The organism is Paenisporosarcina antarctica (assembly GCF_004367585.1).
In the GTDB taxonomy this organism is placed as follows: Bacteria; Bacillota; Bacilli; order Bacillales_A; family Planococcaceae; genus Paenisporosarcina; species Paenisporosarcina antarctica.
The window spans coordinates 2448918-2466400 of record NZ_CP038015.1 but is presented as its reverse complement, the minus strand read 5'-3'; the positions used below and the strand labels follow the sequence as shown (position 1 = coordinate 2466400).

General features: G+C 35.0%; 14 protein-coding genes. 13 read left to right on the top strand and 1 reads right to left on the bottom strand.

The window, feature by feature from the left end:
- The first annotated feature begins 12 nt into the window (after window positions 1-12).
- The 7 genes from E2636_RS12155 (at window position 13) to E2636_RS12125 (ending at window position 11052) form a co-directional block, all read left to right on the top strand.
- Window positions 13-744 (top strand): LytR/AlgR family response regulator transcription factor, encoded by a 732-nt coding sequence (locus E2636_RS12155; RefSeq protein WP_134210426.1) that lies wholly within the window; start codon window positions 13-15, stop codon window positions 742-744.
- 272 nt (window positions 745-1016) lie between these two features.
- Window positions 1017-2468 carry a carbon starvation CstA family protein gene (locus E2636_RS12150; RefSeq protein WP_134210425.1) on the top strand — a complete coding sequence of 484 codons (1452 nt, stop codon included), beginning with the start codon at window positions 1017-1019 and terminating at the stop codon, window positions 2466-2468.
- 558 nt (window positions 2469-3026) lie between these two features.
- Complete coding sequence (rpoN, locus tag E2636_RS12145) at window positions 3027-4340, top strand: RNA polymerase factor sigma-54 (protein WP_134210424.1); 1314 nt, start codon at window positions 3027-3029, stop codon at window positions 4338-4340.
- A gap of 423 nt (window positions 4341-4763) precedes the next feature.
- On the top strand, window positions 4764-5642 hold the full coding sequence (locus E2636_RS12140) for a DUF6282 family protein (protein ID WP_134210423.1): 879 nt from the start codon (window positions 4764-4766) through the stop codon (window positions 5640-5642).
- 57 nt (window positions 5643-5699) lie between these two features.
- Window positions 5700-7439 (top strand): nitrilase-related carbon-nitrogen hydrolase, encoded by a 1740-nt coding sequence (locus E2636_RS12135; protein WP_134210422.1) that lies wholly within the window; start codon window positions 5700-5702, stop codon window positions 7437-7439.
- A gap of 138 nt (window positions 7440-7577) precedes the next feature.
- A complete protein-coding gene (locus E2636_RS12130) occupies window positions 7578-9692 on the top strand; it encodes a sensor histidine kinase (protein WP_134210421.1) in 2115 nt (704 codons plus the stop codon).
- A complete protein-coding gene (locus tag E2636_RS12125) occupies window positions 9685-11052 on the top strand; it encodes a sigma-54-dependent transcriptional regulator (RefSeq protein ID WP_134210420.1) in 1368 nt (455 codons plus the stop codon). Before E2636_RS12130 ends, E2636_RS12125 begins: the two co-directional genes overlap by 8 nt.
- Before the next feature lie 59 nt (window positions 11053-11111).
- Here the strand turns inward: E2636_RS12125 and E2636_RS18995 are convergent, their stop codons facing one another.
- Window positions 11112-11291 (bottom strand): hypothetical protein, encoded by a 180-nt coding sequence (locus E2636_RS18995; protein WP_166669514.1) that lies wholly within the window; start codon window positions 11289-11291, stop codon window positions 11112-11114.
- A 510-nt stretch (window positions 11292-11801) separates the two neighbouring features.
- On the opposite strand from E2636_RS18995, the gene E2636_RS12120 reads away from it, so the two are divergent.
- The 6 genes from E2636_RS12120 to E2636_RS12095 are packed head-to-tail and all read left to right on the top strand — an operon-like array spanning window position 11802 to window position 17467.
- Complete coding sequence (locus E2636_RS12120) at window positions 11802-12452, top strand: ABC transporter permease (RefSeq protein ID WP_017381669.1); 651 nt, start codon at window positions 11802-11804, stop codon at window positions 12450-12452.
- Between the two features lie 19 nt (window positions 12453-12471).
- The gene (locus E2636_RS12115) at window positions 12472-13473 is read left to right on the top strand and encodes an ABC transporter ATP-binding protein (protein WP_243840630.1); all 1002 of its coding nucleotides are present in this window, start codon (window positions 12472-12474) and stop codon (window positions 13471-13473) included.
- Window positions 13474-13483: 10 nt separating this feature from the next.
- Window positions 13484-14221, top strand: a complete 738-nt coding sequence (locus E2636_RS12110; protein WP_134210418.1) for an ABC transporter permease — start codon at window positions 13484-13486, stop codon at window positions 14219-14221.
- Window positions 14222-14241: 20 nt separating this feature from the next.
- Entirely contained in the window at window positions 14242-15168 is a 927-nt protein-coding gene (locus E2636_RS12105) for an ABC transporter substrate-binding protein (RefSeq protein ID WP_134210417.1), read from the top strand.
- Between the two features lie 38 nt (window positions 15169-15206).
- Window positions 15207-16520 (top strand): MmgE/PrpD family protein, encoded by a 1314-nt coding sequence (locus tag E2636_RS12100; protein WP_134210416.1) that lies wholly within the window; start codon window positions 15207-15209, stop codon window positions 16518-16520.
- A 32-nt stretch (window positions 16521-16552) separates the two neighbouring features.
- Entirely contained in the window at window positions 16553-17467 is a 915-nt protein-coding gene (locus E2636_RS12095) for an alpha/beta hydrolase (protein ID WP_134210415.1), read from the top strand.
- Window positions 17468-17483 lie beyond the last annotated feature (16 nt).

Here is a 17483-nt window from a genome sequence, read left to right as displayed (position 1 = left end):
GGAGGAAGGAACATGGGAAAACTGATTCGTGTTTTGGTTGTGGATGATGAACATTATAGCCGCGATGAGCTCAAGCATTTATTAGGAGAGTATCCATCAGTAGAGATTGTTGGGGAGGCTGATTCTGGTGAAGATGCCATCGTAAAAACACTGCAATATCAGCCCGATGTTATTTTTCTAGATGTAGAAATGCCCAAAATGAACGGTATGGAAGTAGCAAGAGCACTAATGGAGTTTAAAAAAAGTCCATTAGTTGTGTTTTCAACAGCCTATCCCCAATTTGCAGTCGAAGCATTTCGCTATGAAGCAATTGATTATATATTGAAACCGTATGATCAAGAACAATTGCAACAGACCATTCAGCGAATTGAAAAATTACTTACACCCCCTAATGATATTGAGGTTACTAAACCGTTGGGGAAATTAGCAGTTGAGGTAGATGGAGAAATTTTTTATATAGAACCTAAGGAAATCATTTATATATATCGGGATGAAAAAGTATCGAAAATTATTACAACTTCACAAGAGTTTGAAGTGCGAACACCCTTAAAGGAGTTGGAAAGTCGTTTACTCCCTTTCTCTTTTTTTCGAATCCACAAGAGTTTCCTCGTAAATTTAACTTTTGTAACGCGTTTAACTCCATGGTTTAACGGTGCGTACCAACTTGAAATAGAAGGAAGGGAGGAAATGCTCTCTGTTAGCCGTAATTATATAAAGACACTTAGAGGGCGTCTTGAAATATAAAATTACCTTGAAGTCATTACTAGACAAATACGAAAAGAGTTAGGAGAGTTTTCCTAACTCTTTTTTATTAAACAGAAATGATTCTTATGTGGTTAATTCATCATGCGATCAATCATACTATTTTAATATTCTGAAATAATAAGCGCTTGTCAATCATCCATACATACGTCTTAACCTTGGTAATGACATGTTACACCTCAAAACACCTATTTAGCCCATTCACCACCTAAAATAAATGAAAGCGTGTTCACGTATTTATAAGGGGGAGTTTTATGTATACATTTCTTGGAGGTATAATTCTATTAATCGTAGGTTACTTCACGTATGGTAAATTTGTTGAAAAGATGTTTGGTGTAAAAGAGGATCGGACAACACCTGCCTATGTTAATAAAGATGATGTGGACTATGTACCAATGTCTACCAAAAAGAACGCATTAATTCAATTGTTAAATATTGCTGGTGTTGGGCCGATTTTTGGACCTATCATGGGCGCACTTTATGGACCAGTCGCATTTATTTGGATTGTGTTCGGTGCAATTTTTGCAGGAGCGGTACATGATTATTTAACTGGAATGATTTCAATCCGTAATCGTGGAGCACATCTTCCTGAACTAGCAGGGAAATTTTTAGGGAAAATAATGAAACATGTCGTAAACGTATTCGCTATTTTACTTCTTCTATTAGTAGGAACTGTATTTGTATCATCTCCAGCAACTTTAATTTATAACTTAATGGATGGCTGGATGGCGATGGGTGCGATAGTTGCTGTAATATTCATGTACTACATATTGGCAACATTACTACCAATTGATAAAATTATCGGACGATTTTACCCGATTTTTGGCGCGTTGCTGATAATTAGTGCAGTGGGTGTCTTGGTTCAACTGGTACTTACTGGTGCTCCAATTCCAGAATTAACATTTAAGAACATGCATCCTGATAACCTTCCAATCTTCCCACTCCTATTCTTGACGATTTCTTGTGGGGCTCTATCTGGATTCCATGCAACGCAAACTCCTATCATTTCTCGTACGACTCAAAGCGAGAAACAAGGCCGAAAAATTTTCTATGGAATGATGATTGCAGAAGGAGTTATCGCTATGATCTGGGCGGCAGCTGCTATGAGTCTTTTCAACGGCTATGACGGATTAAACGATATGCTTGCGAACGGCGGACCAGCTGCAATTGTAAGTGAAGCTTCTATATTATTACTTGGTTCAATTGGGGGCACATTAGCTATAATTGGTGTCATCATTTTACCGATTACTTCAGGAGATACGGCTTTCCGAAGCGCTCGAATGATTATCGCAGATTATTTCAACCTAGCACAAAAGAAAATGACGAGTCGCTTGTGGATAGCACTTCCACTATTCGTGCTATCTTTTGCACTTACGAAAATTGACTTCACATTATTATGGAGATATTTCTCTTGGGCAAACCAATCCACAGCCGCTATTGCTTTGTGGGTCGGAGCTATGTACTTGTTCATTGCTAAGAAAAACTATTGGATTGCCATGATACCAGCTATATTTATTACAATGGCAACAACCACATACATCATCAATGCTCCAATTGGATTTGGTTTATCACTAAATGCGGCATATATTGGTGCAACCATCATTACTCTACTCATTATCGTTTTATTCTTTAATGCAGCTAAGAAGAATCGTGCTGCTAATATCCCTCTTGAAGAAGATATTTCTAAATGGAGTGATTCAAAGTAATGGGATGCTGTAGTCCCAATTATCGTAAAACTGTCAATGATCAAGAGGAAAAGGTTAATGAAAAAGGGAGGGATACTCCTCCATTATTTATGAAAATTGGTCTAACCCTTGTATTTATAGGTGGTATTTTATTGGCAAATGTACTCAAGTGAATAATAGTAAAAACCCCCAGTCCCCAAAGTGGTACTGGGGATTTTTTTATATAGTGGGTTAACTCGAAAGCAGTAGTAGTATCAGCGTCTTTTATTATAGACGTTAAGAATATCATCGGGCATCCAAAGTCGGAACTTAGTTGGAATTGTATGGAAAAACAATTTATAATCTAGTGCTTTCTTAATAGTGCCGAGTGTGAATTTGTCCGGTTTTTCGTATCTAGATGTAGTAAAAATTACTCCAAGGACAAACTAGTAAACAAAGTGTAGTAGGAAAATATCGGTTTATTGAATTCCGCAATTCAGAAGATTCATTATTTTCCATAGAGAATTATGAGAAGTTGTATTATAATAAAATGAATATTCATGTAAACGGTTACAATAATCAAATATGGGAGGGGAAACCATGGAACTCGTTCTCAAACAAAGACAAGAACTTAATCTAATAATGACACTCGAGTTAAGACAAGCCATTGAATTATTACAATACACTACTTATGAACTGTACCAATTTATAAGAGAACAAGAGTTGGAAAACCCCTTAATTGATTTAGTAGAACAAAAGAATGCTTCTTTGAATGAAGAAAAATCTAATGGGAACTTGAAGTCAATTAGCCCCACTAAAATGACAGTGGATTTAGTATCAAGTAATGATATGAGTATGAGAAATATGTTATTAGAACAAGCAAAATTGTTATTTAAGGATGTTCAAGATCAAAAAATTATTAGCTATATCATTCATAATCTTGACGATAGTGGCTATTTACATCTCAATCAAATTGAACCATTTCCTTATGGAGAGTTTGAAGAAAGTGAAATTGACAGAGGAATTGAGCTTCTTCAACAAGTTGGTCCTACTGGGATAGGCGCAAGGAATTTGAAGGAATGTTTACTATTGCAAATTACAATTGATTTTCCAAAAGAAGAATTAGCTAAATGTCTAGTTCAGAATTATTTGGAACTTTTAGCGAATAAAAAATGGAATGATATAGCTGCACGCATGAACATAACTATGACCCAGGTAAAAGATATTAACGACTTTATTCTGACTCTTAATCCTAGACCATGTTCTAGCATTTCAGACTTCTCAATAGAATATTTGAATCCTGATATTATTGTAGAAATTAAAGAAACGGAGATATCTTTTTATTTAAATGATAGTTATTTGCCTAAAATTAATTTTAATAATGAATATACAAGTTTACTAAATAATAAGGATGAGACTTCAAAGTATATTAATGATAAATATACTAGTTATCAATGGTTGTTAAGCAGTATAGAACAGCGACGTCAAACGATAATGAAAATAGTGAAGGTCATTATTAATAAACAAGAAAGATTTTTTAAAGACGGATTTATGTCACTTGAACCATTAACTTTAAAAGAAGTTGCGGAAGAAATAGGCATGCACGAGTCTACTGTAAGTAGGGCTACTATGAATAAAGTTATTCAAACACCAAAAGGAACTTTTGACCTTAAGATGTTCTTTACGTCAAAGTTAGAAACCGTAGACGGAAATTCCGTATCTCAAACGAAGGTAAAAAGACTATTAGAAACTTATATTGCGAAAGAAAATAAATTCAAACCGTTGTCAGATCAAAAAATTGCTAGTTATTTTAATGATGAAAAAGGAATTACCATTTCTAGACGTACGATTAGTAAGTATCGGGAAGAACTAAAAATCCCCTCTTCAAGTAACAGAAAAGAGATAAAAGTATGAAGTGTATAAAAAAGATAAACATAAGATAACACCCCTAGTGCCGACTGTAGATTTAGCGGCTACTCAGGAGGTGTTTTCTTACGGTGAAAATATAACATTCAACAATCGTCAAATATACGGAAAATCTATAAATTAATCTCGAGAAGAAGTACTGCTATAAATTGCGAAATATATTACTCATCAACTTTTACTCCATCCTTATCAATAGACGTAAAAATAAATTACTTTTTAGCATGTGAATTTGTAAAGAAGTTAAAAAAATGAGTAAAATTTTTTTACAAATAGACAACATTGAATTTGGATGTTTCAAAAGTACGATTGGCTATTATCGAGTCCTGCAGTGTTTTATTGATTTTTAAAAAGTGGCACAATTCTTGCAAAGTAAAATATAAAATGATTAATAAATAAAGGGGAGTAATATTTATGACAACTACATTTCATCCGTTACTAAAGGGAGCAATAGAGTTACATGTTCATAGTGCACCGAGCTTATTTCCAAGAAAACAAACAGATTGGGAGTTAATAGAAGATGTGAAAAAAGCACAAATGGCAGGTGTAGTATTAAAGGCTCATGAAGCTCAAACTGTGGATAGAGCCACATTAATTCGTGGAAAAGAACCAGATCTTCATGTATATGGTGGTTTAGTCTGTAATCATTTTACAGGAGGTCTTTCTCCTGCGACCGTAGATACCGCTATTCGTTTAGGCGCAAAAGTAATTTGGATGCCAACCTTTTCATCAGAAGAGCATCAACGCTACTTTGGGAAAAAGAAAACAAATTTTTTTAATAGTGAGAAAAAGCTTTCTCATAGTTATGGATTAGAAATTTGGGATGATAACAAAAGGATTTTATCAGAAGTCCATGAAATATTAGAGTTAATTGCTGAAGCGGATATAGTTCTTGCAACAGGGCATTTAGCACCAGCAGAAGTCTCCGTATTAGTTGATGCGGCCATTGAACATAAGGTCGAAAAAATATTGATTCAACATACAGATCTAGGTATTGCACGTATTCCTCATAAGTTAGAATTTGAATTAATAAAAAAAGGGTGTATTCTTGAAAAATGTTATTTAGCCTGTAGTGATGACTTTAATGATATAAAAAAAGAAGAAATGGCACAATCCATTAAAGCTTTAGACGCAAATTCATGTGTCATGGTAACAGACTATGGGCAGAGCCACAATATTCCGCCTATTGAAGCACTAAGTCAATTCATTGATGACATGCTTCGTGGAGGTTTGTCTGATAAAGAGATTACAAAAATGATTGTAGATAATCCAAAACAGTTATTAGGTCTGTAAGAGTCAGTAAGGATAAATGAAGTAGACTCAATTAAATTATTAGAGAGGGGGTTTGTTGTGAACGAGATAAATAATACATTTAAAGCTTCCTGTATTCAATTTAATCCAATCTTAAATGAGCGAGAGAAAAATATAGAGGCATTACTTAACGTTGTAATTGAAGCTGCTCAAAACGGGGCAAAGCTTATTATTACACCGGAAATGGCTACAACAGGATATTACTATAAAGATCGTGAGGCTATTTCGCAGTTTGTTGATACTATACCCGGGAGAACAACGGCTCGGTTTGAAGAAATTGCAAAGAATTTTCATACTTATATTGTAGTAGGTATGCCGGAGATCGATAAGGAAACCGATTTATATTATAATTCAGCAGCTCTAATTGGTCCACATGGTTATATTGGCAAATATCGAAAGGTTCACTTATGGGAGAGTGAAGCTCATTGGTCAGCTTTAGGAGACTTAGGAGTTCCTGTTTTTGAAACAGAGATTGGGAATATTGCCATTAATATATGTATGGACTCAATTTTTTTTGAATCATCAAGATTAGCAGCTGTTCAAGGAGCTAATATTCTTGCATTTCCAACAAACTCAAGTGCCCAATCTGTCTTTCTCCTTCAAGCAAGAGCTGAGACAAATGGACTTTATGTGTTAAGCGCAAATCGTTCAAATTGTGAAAAAGGATTTCATATGATTGGAGCTAGCGCTATCTGGTCGCCTCTTGGAGAAAAATTAGAAGAGTCACCTTACGTAACCCCATTAGAACAGCCGATAGATGAACCAACCATTATTTATAGCATCATTGACAAAGCCCTATATCAAAATGCTGGAAAGGCAAGACTGCAGGAGAGAAAACCAGATTGTTATAAAGAGTTAATGCAATATATTGCGCCGTGGGACTTTACCAAAAGTAAGGAACAGCATAAAATCACAGCTGCCATTCTACAGTGCGAATCGATTAATATGAGTAAGGAAGAAAATTTCAGCAAACATAAACAATTGGTTCATGAAGCAATTATTCAATCGAAGGTAAAGGAAAAGAAACTTCTTTTAGCAGTATTACCAGAGCTAGTGACAACTGGATCTTTGGAAACGTTTTCAATTGAAGAAATAAGGGATTTAGCAGAACAAGTAAATAGTGACTTTATGAAGCAATATCAACAATTAGCAAAAGATGAGCAAGTGTACCTTGTACTAGGTTTCTTGGAAAAAGAGTCGGGACATTTATATAACTCCTCAATCCTTATTAACGATTATGGCGATGTCTTAGGACTTTATCGTAAGATGCATTTAACCAAAGATGAAAAAAGATGGGCCACTGCTGGTAGTAAAATCGAAGTATTTGAAACGGAGAAATTAGGCAGGGTTGGGTTATTAATTGGTTATGATGCTGCTTTTCCTGAGGCTTCTCGTATTTTAGCAATTAAACGTGCTGATACAATTATTATCCCGTCAAACTGGTCAGGAGAGTTTGGAAGATCTTTAGAAATGAATAAAAACATTTCATTAAATTCATATCCAGAAGGAGCTCTTTCAACATGGGACTCCATTGCACTTAGCTCTCAAGCGTATATGATTGTAGCTAATTCCATTAACACAAATCAATTAGTAGGGGGAAGAAGTGGACTCTATACTATTGATCCATTATATGGATTAGATCAACCTGTGATGGCTTCGTCAAATATAGAAGAAATTATTATTGTCAATTATGAAACGTTACATTTAGATTGGTGGTTTAACCAAGAAAAATTGATCACACTGCGTCAAACCAAAGAGTACAAACCTCTTGTGATATAAAATTTACTCGGTTAAAAGTGTATAATGAGTAAAGATATTAGGAAATCCTGGAGCAATGTAGGGTTTCCTTTTTCTTAATAATTTTGCATTAGTTAATGAATGCTAATATAACTCTCTGACCATATTGGAGTGAAGAAAATGAATCAATTTTTTCGTTCAAAGATAACTAAAAGATATTTGATTATCTCATTGTTCGTCACCTTTTGTGCGTTAGCCTTACTATATTTTATAACGATTCAGGTAATGAATAATTCTGTGCGAGAAGAAATGGATTATCGTAATCAAACGATGGCGAAGACAGTAGGAAAGAATACCAACTATATTTTTTCTAACATGATCAATGATTTAAGATTAATTTCAGAATATACGTTGAAGATACAGAATAAAGAATATGTTGATTTAGAAGAAGTAGAAAAAATCATTTCACGGAACCCTTTAATCCTGCATAGTCAAATTGTTGATAATCAAGGAAATACATTATTTACGATTCCAAATGTTCATGTATCAGGTTCCGAGAAAATAATTGAATTTATTGACAGAGTCTCTTGGAGTGAAACATTTTATTTATCGAATATATTTACTCTTGATAATGGAAAAAAAGTTATTGCTGTTACTTATCCTATTATCGATAGTAAAAAGAATGTTCAAGGTGGAGTTATTGCATATGTTAATTTAGCTGTATTGTCTCAGCATTTAAATCAAGTGAAAATTGGCGACAGAGGAGTAAACGCACTTATAGATCGAAATGGTGTTTTGATTAGTCATAGCGATGCATCGTATATAGGCACGAGTCTTGCTGATAATCCGATTGGAAATTATTTAAATAATAGTAAATCAGGAATTTGGGAAGGGTTATTATTTAACGAATATATGGTGTTTGCATATCAGCCAATGCAATTAGGGAGTTATGGAGTGATTGTAGGAGAACCTTTGGAACAAGCACTGGCCTCAACGGCAGATGTACAAGGATTATTATTGAAAGGGTTTTTAACAGTTTTAATTTTAACGCTTGTTTTTACCATCTTTGCTACATCGAGGATTGTAAAACCAATAAGATTTCTAACAAAACAAACTAGAGAGTATAAAGAAGGAAAGCGCTCTAGTTTTCAAAAAGTAAATACTGGAGACGAATTAGAAGACTTATCTGTGATCATGGATGAAATGGCTACAGAATTATCCAATAAAGAAAAGAGACTGTTCAATATATTAGAATCAATTCCTTATGCAGTGATAACAACTGATAAAAAGGGGAATATAGAAACGTTTAATAAAGGTGCAGAACAACTAACTCTCTTTAATCATAACGAAGTGATTGGTAAAAAGATTACTGATCTTCCAATTAAAAAGTCAAAAAAAGAATTTCTATCATGGCAAACGTTACAAGAAGGTAAGAAGTTTAACGAGGTAGAAAATGATATTTTCGATAAAGATGGAATAAAACATGTCGTTCGCATTTATTCAGCTTTATTTTATGATGATAAGAAGCATAATATTGGTGCTATTCTTATTTTAAGAGATGTTAGTGAAGTTAAAAAATTAGAGGGGTATTTAAAACAGTCAGAGAGGATGGCATCACTTGGTCAGTTAACAGCGGGAATTGCTCATGAAATAAAAAATCCGTTGAGTATCATTATTGCTGCATCAGATGCCATTGAACTTGAATTAAAAGAAGATAAATTGGATACTCACCTTATTCAGGAAATGACGAATGACATTATCGAAACGTCGGATCGTATGAATAACTTACTCACTGATTTCCTTAAAATGTCCAAGGGTGAAAATGAAAATAATAAAACAAATGTTAATTTGAATGTGCTAATTAATGAGTTACTTTCATTATTAAGGAAAAAACTAGATGATCAACAAATCTCGGTTCAGCAAAACTATGCTTATCAAGTTATAGATGTCCTAGCAATTGAAAACCAATTAAATCAAGTATTTTTAAATATCATTATCAATAGTATTCAAGCCATGGAAGATGGTGGTGTTTTAACAATAACAGTAAAAGAGACTAATGAAGATTGGATGATAGAGATTAGGGATACTGGTAAAGGGATTCCAGAGTCAGATATCAACTGGATTTTCAATCCTTTTTACACGACTAAAAAAGAAGGAACAGGTTTAGGGTTGTCCATTGCCTATGAAATCATCTCTCATCATAATGGGACAATAGAAGCTACAAGTTCGATTGACGAGGGAACGACCATATGTGTTCGTTTGCCGAAGCTGAAAGGGAGGGTCCTTGATGAATAGCATATTAATTGTTGATGACGAATCCAAGCTATTAAAAATTTTCCAATCTTCACTAACGAAAAAGAATTATACGATATATACAGCGGCTAATGGTCAGGAAGCCCGACGAAAAATATATGAACAAGATGATATATCTATTGTTTTCCTAGACTTAAAACTTCCTGATTGTTCCGGATTAGATTTATTGCAGGAATTTGTTTCTGTATATCCAACTAAGATATTTATTATGATGACTGCTTATGGGAATATTGAAAATGCTGTTATAGCAATGAAGACAGGTGCATTTGACTACATTGTTAAGCCAGTGAAACTCCATGAAATTATTGTTGTTATTGAGAAAGCAATAGAGTGGTTAAAAGTAAAACAAGAAAATCATATATTAAAGGAAAAATTAAAGAGATCTGAAACGAATGGGGAATTATTAGGAACAAGTAAAGTAATGAAACAAATTCTTCTTCTTATTGAACGAGTGTCCAATACCAATGCAAATGTGTTGTTGGAAGGTGAAAGTGGAACAGGAAAAAGTATGATTGCTGAAGCGATGCATAAATTAAGTGATCGGAGTCATGCCCCGTTTATCCCCGTTAACTGCGCTTCCATCCCCGAACAATTATTAGAGAGTGAACTATTTGGACATGAAAAGGGATCGTTTACTGGGGCCGTCTCAGCAAGGAAAGGGAAATTTGTTGCGGCTAATGGGGGGACTATTTTTCTTGATGAAATTGGGGAAATTACACCAGCGTTCCAAGCTAAACTGTTACAGGTGACTCAAAATAAAACGTTTATCCCTGTTGGAAGTGATTCCATTAAGCAAGTAGAAGTCAGGATTATTACTGCGACCAATCGGAACTTAAAAAAAATGGTGGAAGAAGGAAAGTTTCGAGAGGATTTATTTTATCGGCTAAATATTGTTGATATTTACATACCACCTTTGAGAGAAAGGAAAGACGATATTCCTTTACTTGTTAATAAATTCTTGGACAAACATCGAAAAAAATATGAACGTGACTATCAAATCTCTGGGGAATTGATGAGAATTTTAATAAACTATCAGTGGCCAGGGAATGTTCGGGAGTTGGAAAATGCAATCGAGCGTGCAGTTGTTTTAGCTCAAGATCAGCAATTATCAATCGATGATTTTCATAGAGAAATTAGAGAAGTGAATTACGAACCAAGCGTTGAAACAAACCTTCAAGAAAGTGGAAAATCGTTACCTGAACAAATGGAAGATATTGAAAAGAAACTTATCTTAAAAGCATTAGATGATGCGTTAGGCCAACAATCTGTGGCCGCAAGGAAACTAGGAATATCAAGGCAAAGCTTATTATATAAAATGAATAAATTTTTTAACCTAATATAAATAGCAGAGGGGTTGAGTAGAAAAGTCATTTAATATGACCTTTATGCTCAGCCCTCTTTTCATATTATAATGGCCATGATATTTCCCCTACCAGGGAAAAAATAGATGGTTTTTTCAAAAGTAAGTTGGAAAATTTTATCTCCAGGTTGACCGAGTAGACCTGGAGATAAAATTTGGAGGATAACCATAATTGCTCTCAAAATAGCAAATGGACGGCTAAAGCCATCAATAAATTTCACTGAAATTTCTGATGAATGATTGCTCGCTCGCCAAAATGTGGTGTTCAACTGGTGAAATTCACGCTCCAATTTGCAATAGTAAAAATTGGGTAATAAATATTGTGACTTTCAGATGTTAGAGTTTCTGTAAAACTCCTAATTAATCAAAAAGCATATCAAAAATTAAGGGGGAAAGAAGTTTTTGAGTTCTCTGGAGGAAGGAAGAAAGAAAACTAGTGAATTTTTCAGTGGGCACAGTAAAACATGTCTTTGTTCCCAACTGTTTATTTTAGACAACCTCTCTTATTACACGTAGGAAAAGAACAAAGTGTTATCTTCGAGCACATCATTTTCTAACATTTGTTAATTTACTAAACAAAGTCATTCGTATGTAAAAAAATTTTTACTCTATGATTTAAGATTTTTACGAAAAGTTCTGAATTGAATGAATTTTACTGAATTTAAAGTTGGCATGGGAATTGCAATAGTAATAGTTATATAAACAAATATGAAATCTAGGAGGTGAATGATTTGGAGTTAATTGAATTTATTCAAGTTAACTGGACTACATTATTGCAATTAACCTGGGAGCATATTCAGCTTGTTGGTCTAGCGGTGGGAATTGCTATTTTAACTGGGATTCCAATCGGTATTTATATTTCACAAAAGGAATCATTAGCAAATTTAGTGTTAGCAGTTGCAGGTATTATCATGACAATACCAAGTATTGCTTTGTTTGGACTCATGATTCCAATCTTTTCTATTATTAATCAAGGGATTGGATTTCTCCCAGCTGTTGTTGCGTTAATTCTCTACTCTCAGTTACCGATTATACGAAATACGTATATTGCAATAAAAAGTGTAGATCCAAATACGCGAGATGCTGCTATTGGAATGGGCATGACCACATGGCAAAGATTATACAAAGTTGAACTTCCACTGTCTCTCCCAGTCATTATGGCGGGCATTCGAATGGCAATAGTGTTGACAATAGGTATTGGAGCTATTGCTGCCTACATTGGAGCAGGTGGTTTAGGAGTCTACATTGCTCGAGGGATTTCTACAAGTTATACAGTAATGGTTCAAGTCGGTGCCTTAGCAGTATCAATATTAGCGATTTCAGCCGATTTAATACTTGGAAGAATTCAAAAGTTTCTTAGTCCAAAAGGTGCGAATTCGTAATGAAGGAAGGTGAATGATTATGATTAATTTTAAAAATGTTACAAAAATTTATGAAACTGAATCGAAAAAAGTTACTGCAGTTAATAAAATAGACCTTGAGATTAAAGAAGGCGAAATATGCGTTTTTCTGGGACCATCAGGATGTGGTAAAACAACATTACTTAGAATGGTCAATCGTCTAATTCCAATAACAAGTGGAACAATTGAAGTGGATGGTAAAAATTCTCAATCTTTAAATATAAACGATTTGAGACGATCAATTGGTTATGTCATTCAACAAAATGGTTTGTTTCCAAATATGACGATAGAAGAAAATATTAGTGTAGTACCGAAATTAATGGGTTGGGACCGGTTGAAAATGAAAAAAAGGTCAAATGAACTTCTTGACTTGTTTGGTTTACAACCTGACGAATTTAGTAAGCGCTTTCCTTGGGAATTATCAGGTGGACAGCAGCAACGTGTTGGAATTGCAAGAGCGCTAGCAGCTGATCCTCCTATCATGTTAATGGATGAACCATTTGGTGCTCTTGACCCGATTATTCGAGAACATATTCAAAATGAGTTTTTACGAATTCAGAAGAATGTGAAGAAAACTATTTTATTTGTTAGCCATGATGTTGATGAAGCGATTCGGTTAGCTGATAAGATAGCTATTTTTAAAGAGGGTGATCTCATGCAATTTGATTCACCTGATAATATATTGTCCAATCCGAAAAATGATTTTGTTCGTGACTTTATTGGAAATGAAAGTTCTTTAAAACGGTTAACATTATTGACGGTTAAAGATTTATTGGGAAAATTAGACCACTTAAAGAAGCCATCAGTATATGGGCAAGAAGGAAGTCAATTTACAATTAAACTGAATGATAATTTAAGAACGGCTCTGTCTATTATTCTATCTTCACATTCAGGGGAAGCATGGGTACAAGATGAAGCTGGAAAACGTCTCGGTGTACTGCGTGTTTCTGATTTTGAATCTTTGACCTCTGTTCATCCAACAGAAATGACTGTAGCTCGTTAGGAGGGATATTGTGAATGGGAAGAAAATTGAACGAATAGCTAGATTCTCACTAGTTGCCATAATAATAGCATTGTTTGCATGGGCTTTTAAGGCAGGCTCATTTGAATTCATCATTAATAACCCTGGGGACCTTTTATATTTAAGTGGTCAGCATCTACGATTAGTTGCCATTTCCTGCTTTTTTGCAGTATTAGTTGCTGTACCGTTAGGAATTTTTGTCACAAGACCAAAATATAAAAAATATGATTGGATTGTTATCAACTTTGCTAATGTTGGACAAACGGTTCCAACTCTTGCCTTATTAGCATTAATTATGTCTTTCTTTGGACTTGGGTGGCAAACTGCGGTATTTGCTCTATGGTTTAACTCTTTACTACCTATATTAAGAAATACAGTAGCTGGAATTGACAACATAAATCGTTCAATCATTGACGCTGGAGAAGGAATGGGGATGACCAAGATTCAAATTCTTCTTAAGCTTGAAATTCCAAATGCACTCCCTGTTATGTTAGCTGGAATTAGAACATCAATTGTTATAAATGTTGGTTCCGCCGCTCTTGCATTTCTTATTGGAGGAGGTGGGTTAGGAGATTTAATCTTTACTGGGATAGCGATAGCTGACACAGGAATTATGCTATCAGGTGCAATTCCTATTATTGTCTTAGCGATTTCAATAGATTTCATTTTAGGGAAACTAGAGAAATTAGTTGTATCAAAAGGAATACAGCGTAAGTTAGAAATCATTTAAATTAAAAGGAGGATAATATAATGAGAAAAATTTTATTAGGAATACTGATGTTTTCACTTATTCTTACTTTGGCTGCCTGTGGCGAAACAGATAATGCTGATAATAGTGATGATCAATCTAAAGAATCAAAAGGTAAGGTTACGATTGGTGGGAAAGACTTTACAGAACAATTATTATTATCAAAAATAACGTCTATTTACTTGAAAGAGAACGACTATGAAGTTGAAGAAGCAAGCAATATGGGTAGTACAGTTGTACGTTCAGCGTTAGAAAATGGCCAGGTTGATCTTTACTGGGAGTATACAGGTACAGCACTTGTTGTATACCAAAAGCATGATGTTGAATCAGACCCAGACGTTACGTATCAAATCGTAAAAGATACGGACGAAAAAAATGGATTAATTTGGTTGGATAAAGCAGAAGTAAATAATACGTATGCTCTATTAATGCGAAAAGATTTGGCTGATGAATTGAAAATTAAAACTCTTTCAGATCTCGCAAACCATGTTAACAAAATTGATGATTCACTAAAGTTTGCATCAAATGCAGAGTTTTATGCTCGTGAAGATGGGATTAAAGGACTTGAGAAGTTGTATGGATTTGAATTCCCTTCAAAAAATGTCACTCGTATGGATTCAGGATTGCTATATAACGCATTAAATGAAGGACAGGTAGATGTGTCTGTAGGGTTTGCTACGGATGGTCGTATTAAAGGATTTGATTTAATTGCTTTGGAAGACGATCAAATGTTCTTCCCAGCTTATAATGCAGCACCTGTAATTAGAGATGAAGTTCTAACTGATGAGCTTGCTGAGTTGTTAAATAAACTGTCTGCTAAATTAAATACAGAAGTAATGATGTCGTTGAATTATAGTGTAGATGTTGAGCATGATGAAATTTCTGAAGTGGCTCGAGAATGGCTAGTACAAGAAGGTTTAGTAGAGTAGGAAATAAGTATTATATAAGTAAAGGTGTTGATTAAAGTTTGAATGTTGGAGGTGTAGTCTCGTCTTATATCGTAAAGGAAGCATTAGTAGACAAAACTCCTGAGACAATTAAGGCAGTAAAAGAAGCGTTGGCCGACCATATTGCATGTGCGATTGCAGGTAGTGAAGCGAAAGTATCCATAATTGCGAAGAAATACACAAAAGCACAATGGGGAGTAGGTGTGAGTTCTGTCTTTTTAGAGAAAGAAAAAGTTACTCCAGCAGGAGCAGCTTTTGTAAATGCAGTCATGGCAAATGCTCTTGATATAGATGATGGACATCGCTTAACAAAAGGGCACCCTGGAGCTATCGTTATTCCGGCTATATTAGCAGCTGCCGAAGAACTGAAATCGACGGGTGAAGAATTTATTATTGCTGTTTTAATAGGCTACGAAGTAGGAATTCGCGCAGGGATTATTGCGCATCGTAAGCGTCCAGAATATCACTGCACTGGTTCGTGGGGGGCAATAGGAGCAGCTGCTGGGGTAAGTAGAATATTAGGTTTGTCAGAACAAGAGACTGAACATGCACTTGGAATAGCGGAATACCATTCAACCTATTCTCCCATGATGCGATGTATTGAACATCCATCTATGCTGAAGGATGGAATTGGCTGGGGGTGCATGACAGGACTAAGTTCAGCCTATTTAGCAAAGCTTCAATTTACTGGAATCCCATCTCTTTTTTCATCAAATGAAGGAAGGGAATATGTGCAAGAGCTTGGAACGGTTGAGCGAATTCACCAACTTTACTATAAGCCTCACGCATGCTGTCGTTGGGCTCAGCCGGCTGTAGAGTGCTTGAAAGAATTGGTAAGTCAAACGGATATCAAATACGAAGAGATTGAGAAAATCATCGTTTACACGTTTACAGAGTCAGCTAGTTTGTCTCATCAAGCACCAACTAATACTGAAGAAGCCCAATATAATTTATTATTTCCCCTTGCATCATACCTTGTATTCGGGGAAGTTGGACCTAAGCAAATCTTGTATGAATTACAAAACCAGAACGTATTAGACGTAATGGGAAAAATTGAAACGAGAGTTAATAAAAAGTTCGATGAGACTTTCCCAACAATTGCACAAAGTCAAGTTGAGATACACACAAAGGCAGGGAGAGTCTTATATTCCTCTGTTTTGCAAGCTAGAGGGGATTATGATTTCCCTTTAATTGAAGCTGAAAAAGAAGAAAAATTCTATTCTCTTACAACGCCTATTATCGGAGAAAAGAGAAGTCGCAGGTTACTGGAGTGCATTAGGCAACTCGAGAAATTAGATGATATTGGTGAGCTTTTATCTATAATTAATGAATAAAAAAAATTCTATTATAACGGAGGATGTTAAAAATGAAAGAACGCCAAATTAGTTTTTATAGTGAAGGTTTTAAGTTAGATGGAACAGTTTATTTACCAGATGATTATCAAGCTGGGGAAAAAAGACCTGCAATCATTTCAAACTCAGGGTACCAAGGATTTAATAACTTTTACCCACGATTATTTGCGCAAAACTTAACAAAAGCAGGGTATGTTTGCTTTGGATTTGACTACCGTGGTTTTGCCAACAGTGAGGGTGAAAAGGGCCGTGTCATTTTAGATGAACAAGTCGAAGATATTATCAACGCAATTAGTTTTTTGCAAGCACAACCAGAAGTAGACATTAACCAAGTTGGTTTAATTGGATGGGGAATGGGTGGCTCCAACGTCGTTCGAGTTGCTGCTAAAGACAAACGAGTAAAAGCAGTTGCTGCACTAAATGGTTTCTTTGATGGGGAACGTTGGTTAAAATCAATTCACAGTTATGTTGAATGGATGGATCTTGTGAAAACTGTAGAGCAAGACCGAGTGCAACGTGTAGTAACAGGACAATCCCTGTATGCTGATCCATTTATTCATTACCCTCTAGACCCAGCAACAAACGATTATGTTCAAAAGGAATTAGTTCCATTATCTCCTTTTGGTAAACAAACGCAGCTTCAGTTTACTGATTCAATTATGAATATGAACGCTGAGAAGGTTGTAACAGATATTTCAACAGCACCGTTATTTATCGGTCACGGAAAAGATAATTTACTGCATCCCCTTGAGGAATCGACAGCTTTATATGCAGCGGCTTCTGAACCTAAGCAATTTTATTTAATTGATGGAAAACATAATGATTTTATGTATCATGAAGATCCTGTTTTTCAGGAGCTCATTGCCGAATTGACAATCTTTTTCAACTCTCATATGTCTGTTGATACAAAGACAGAAGTAACGGCATAATTGTTAGTAAATGAAG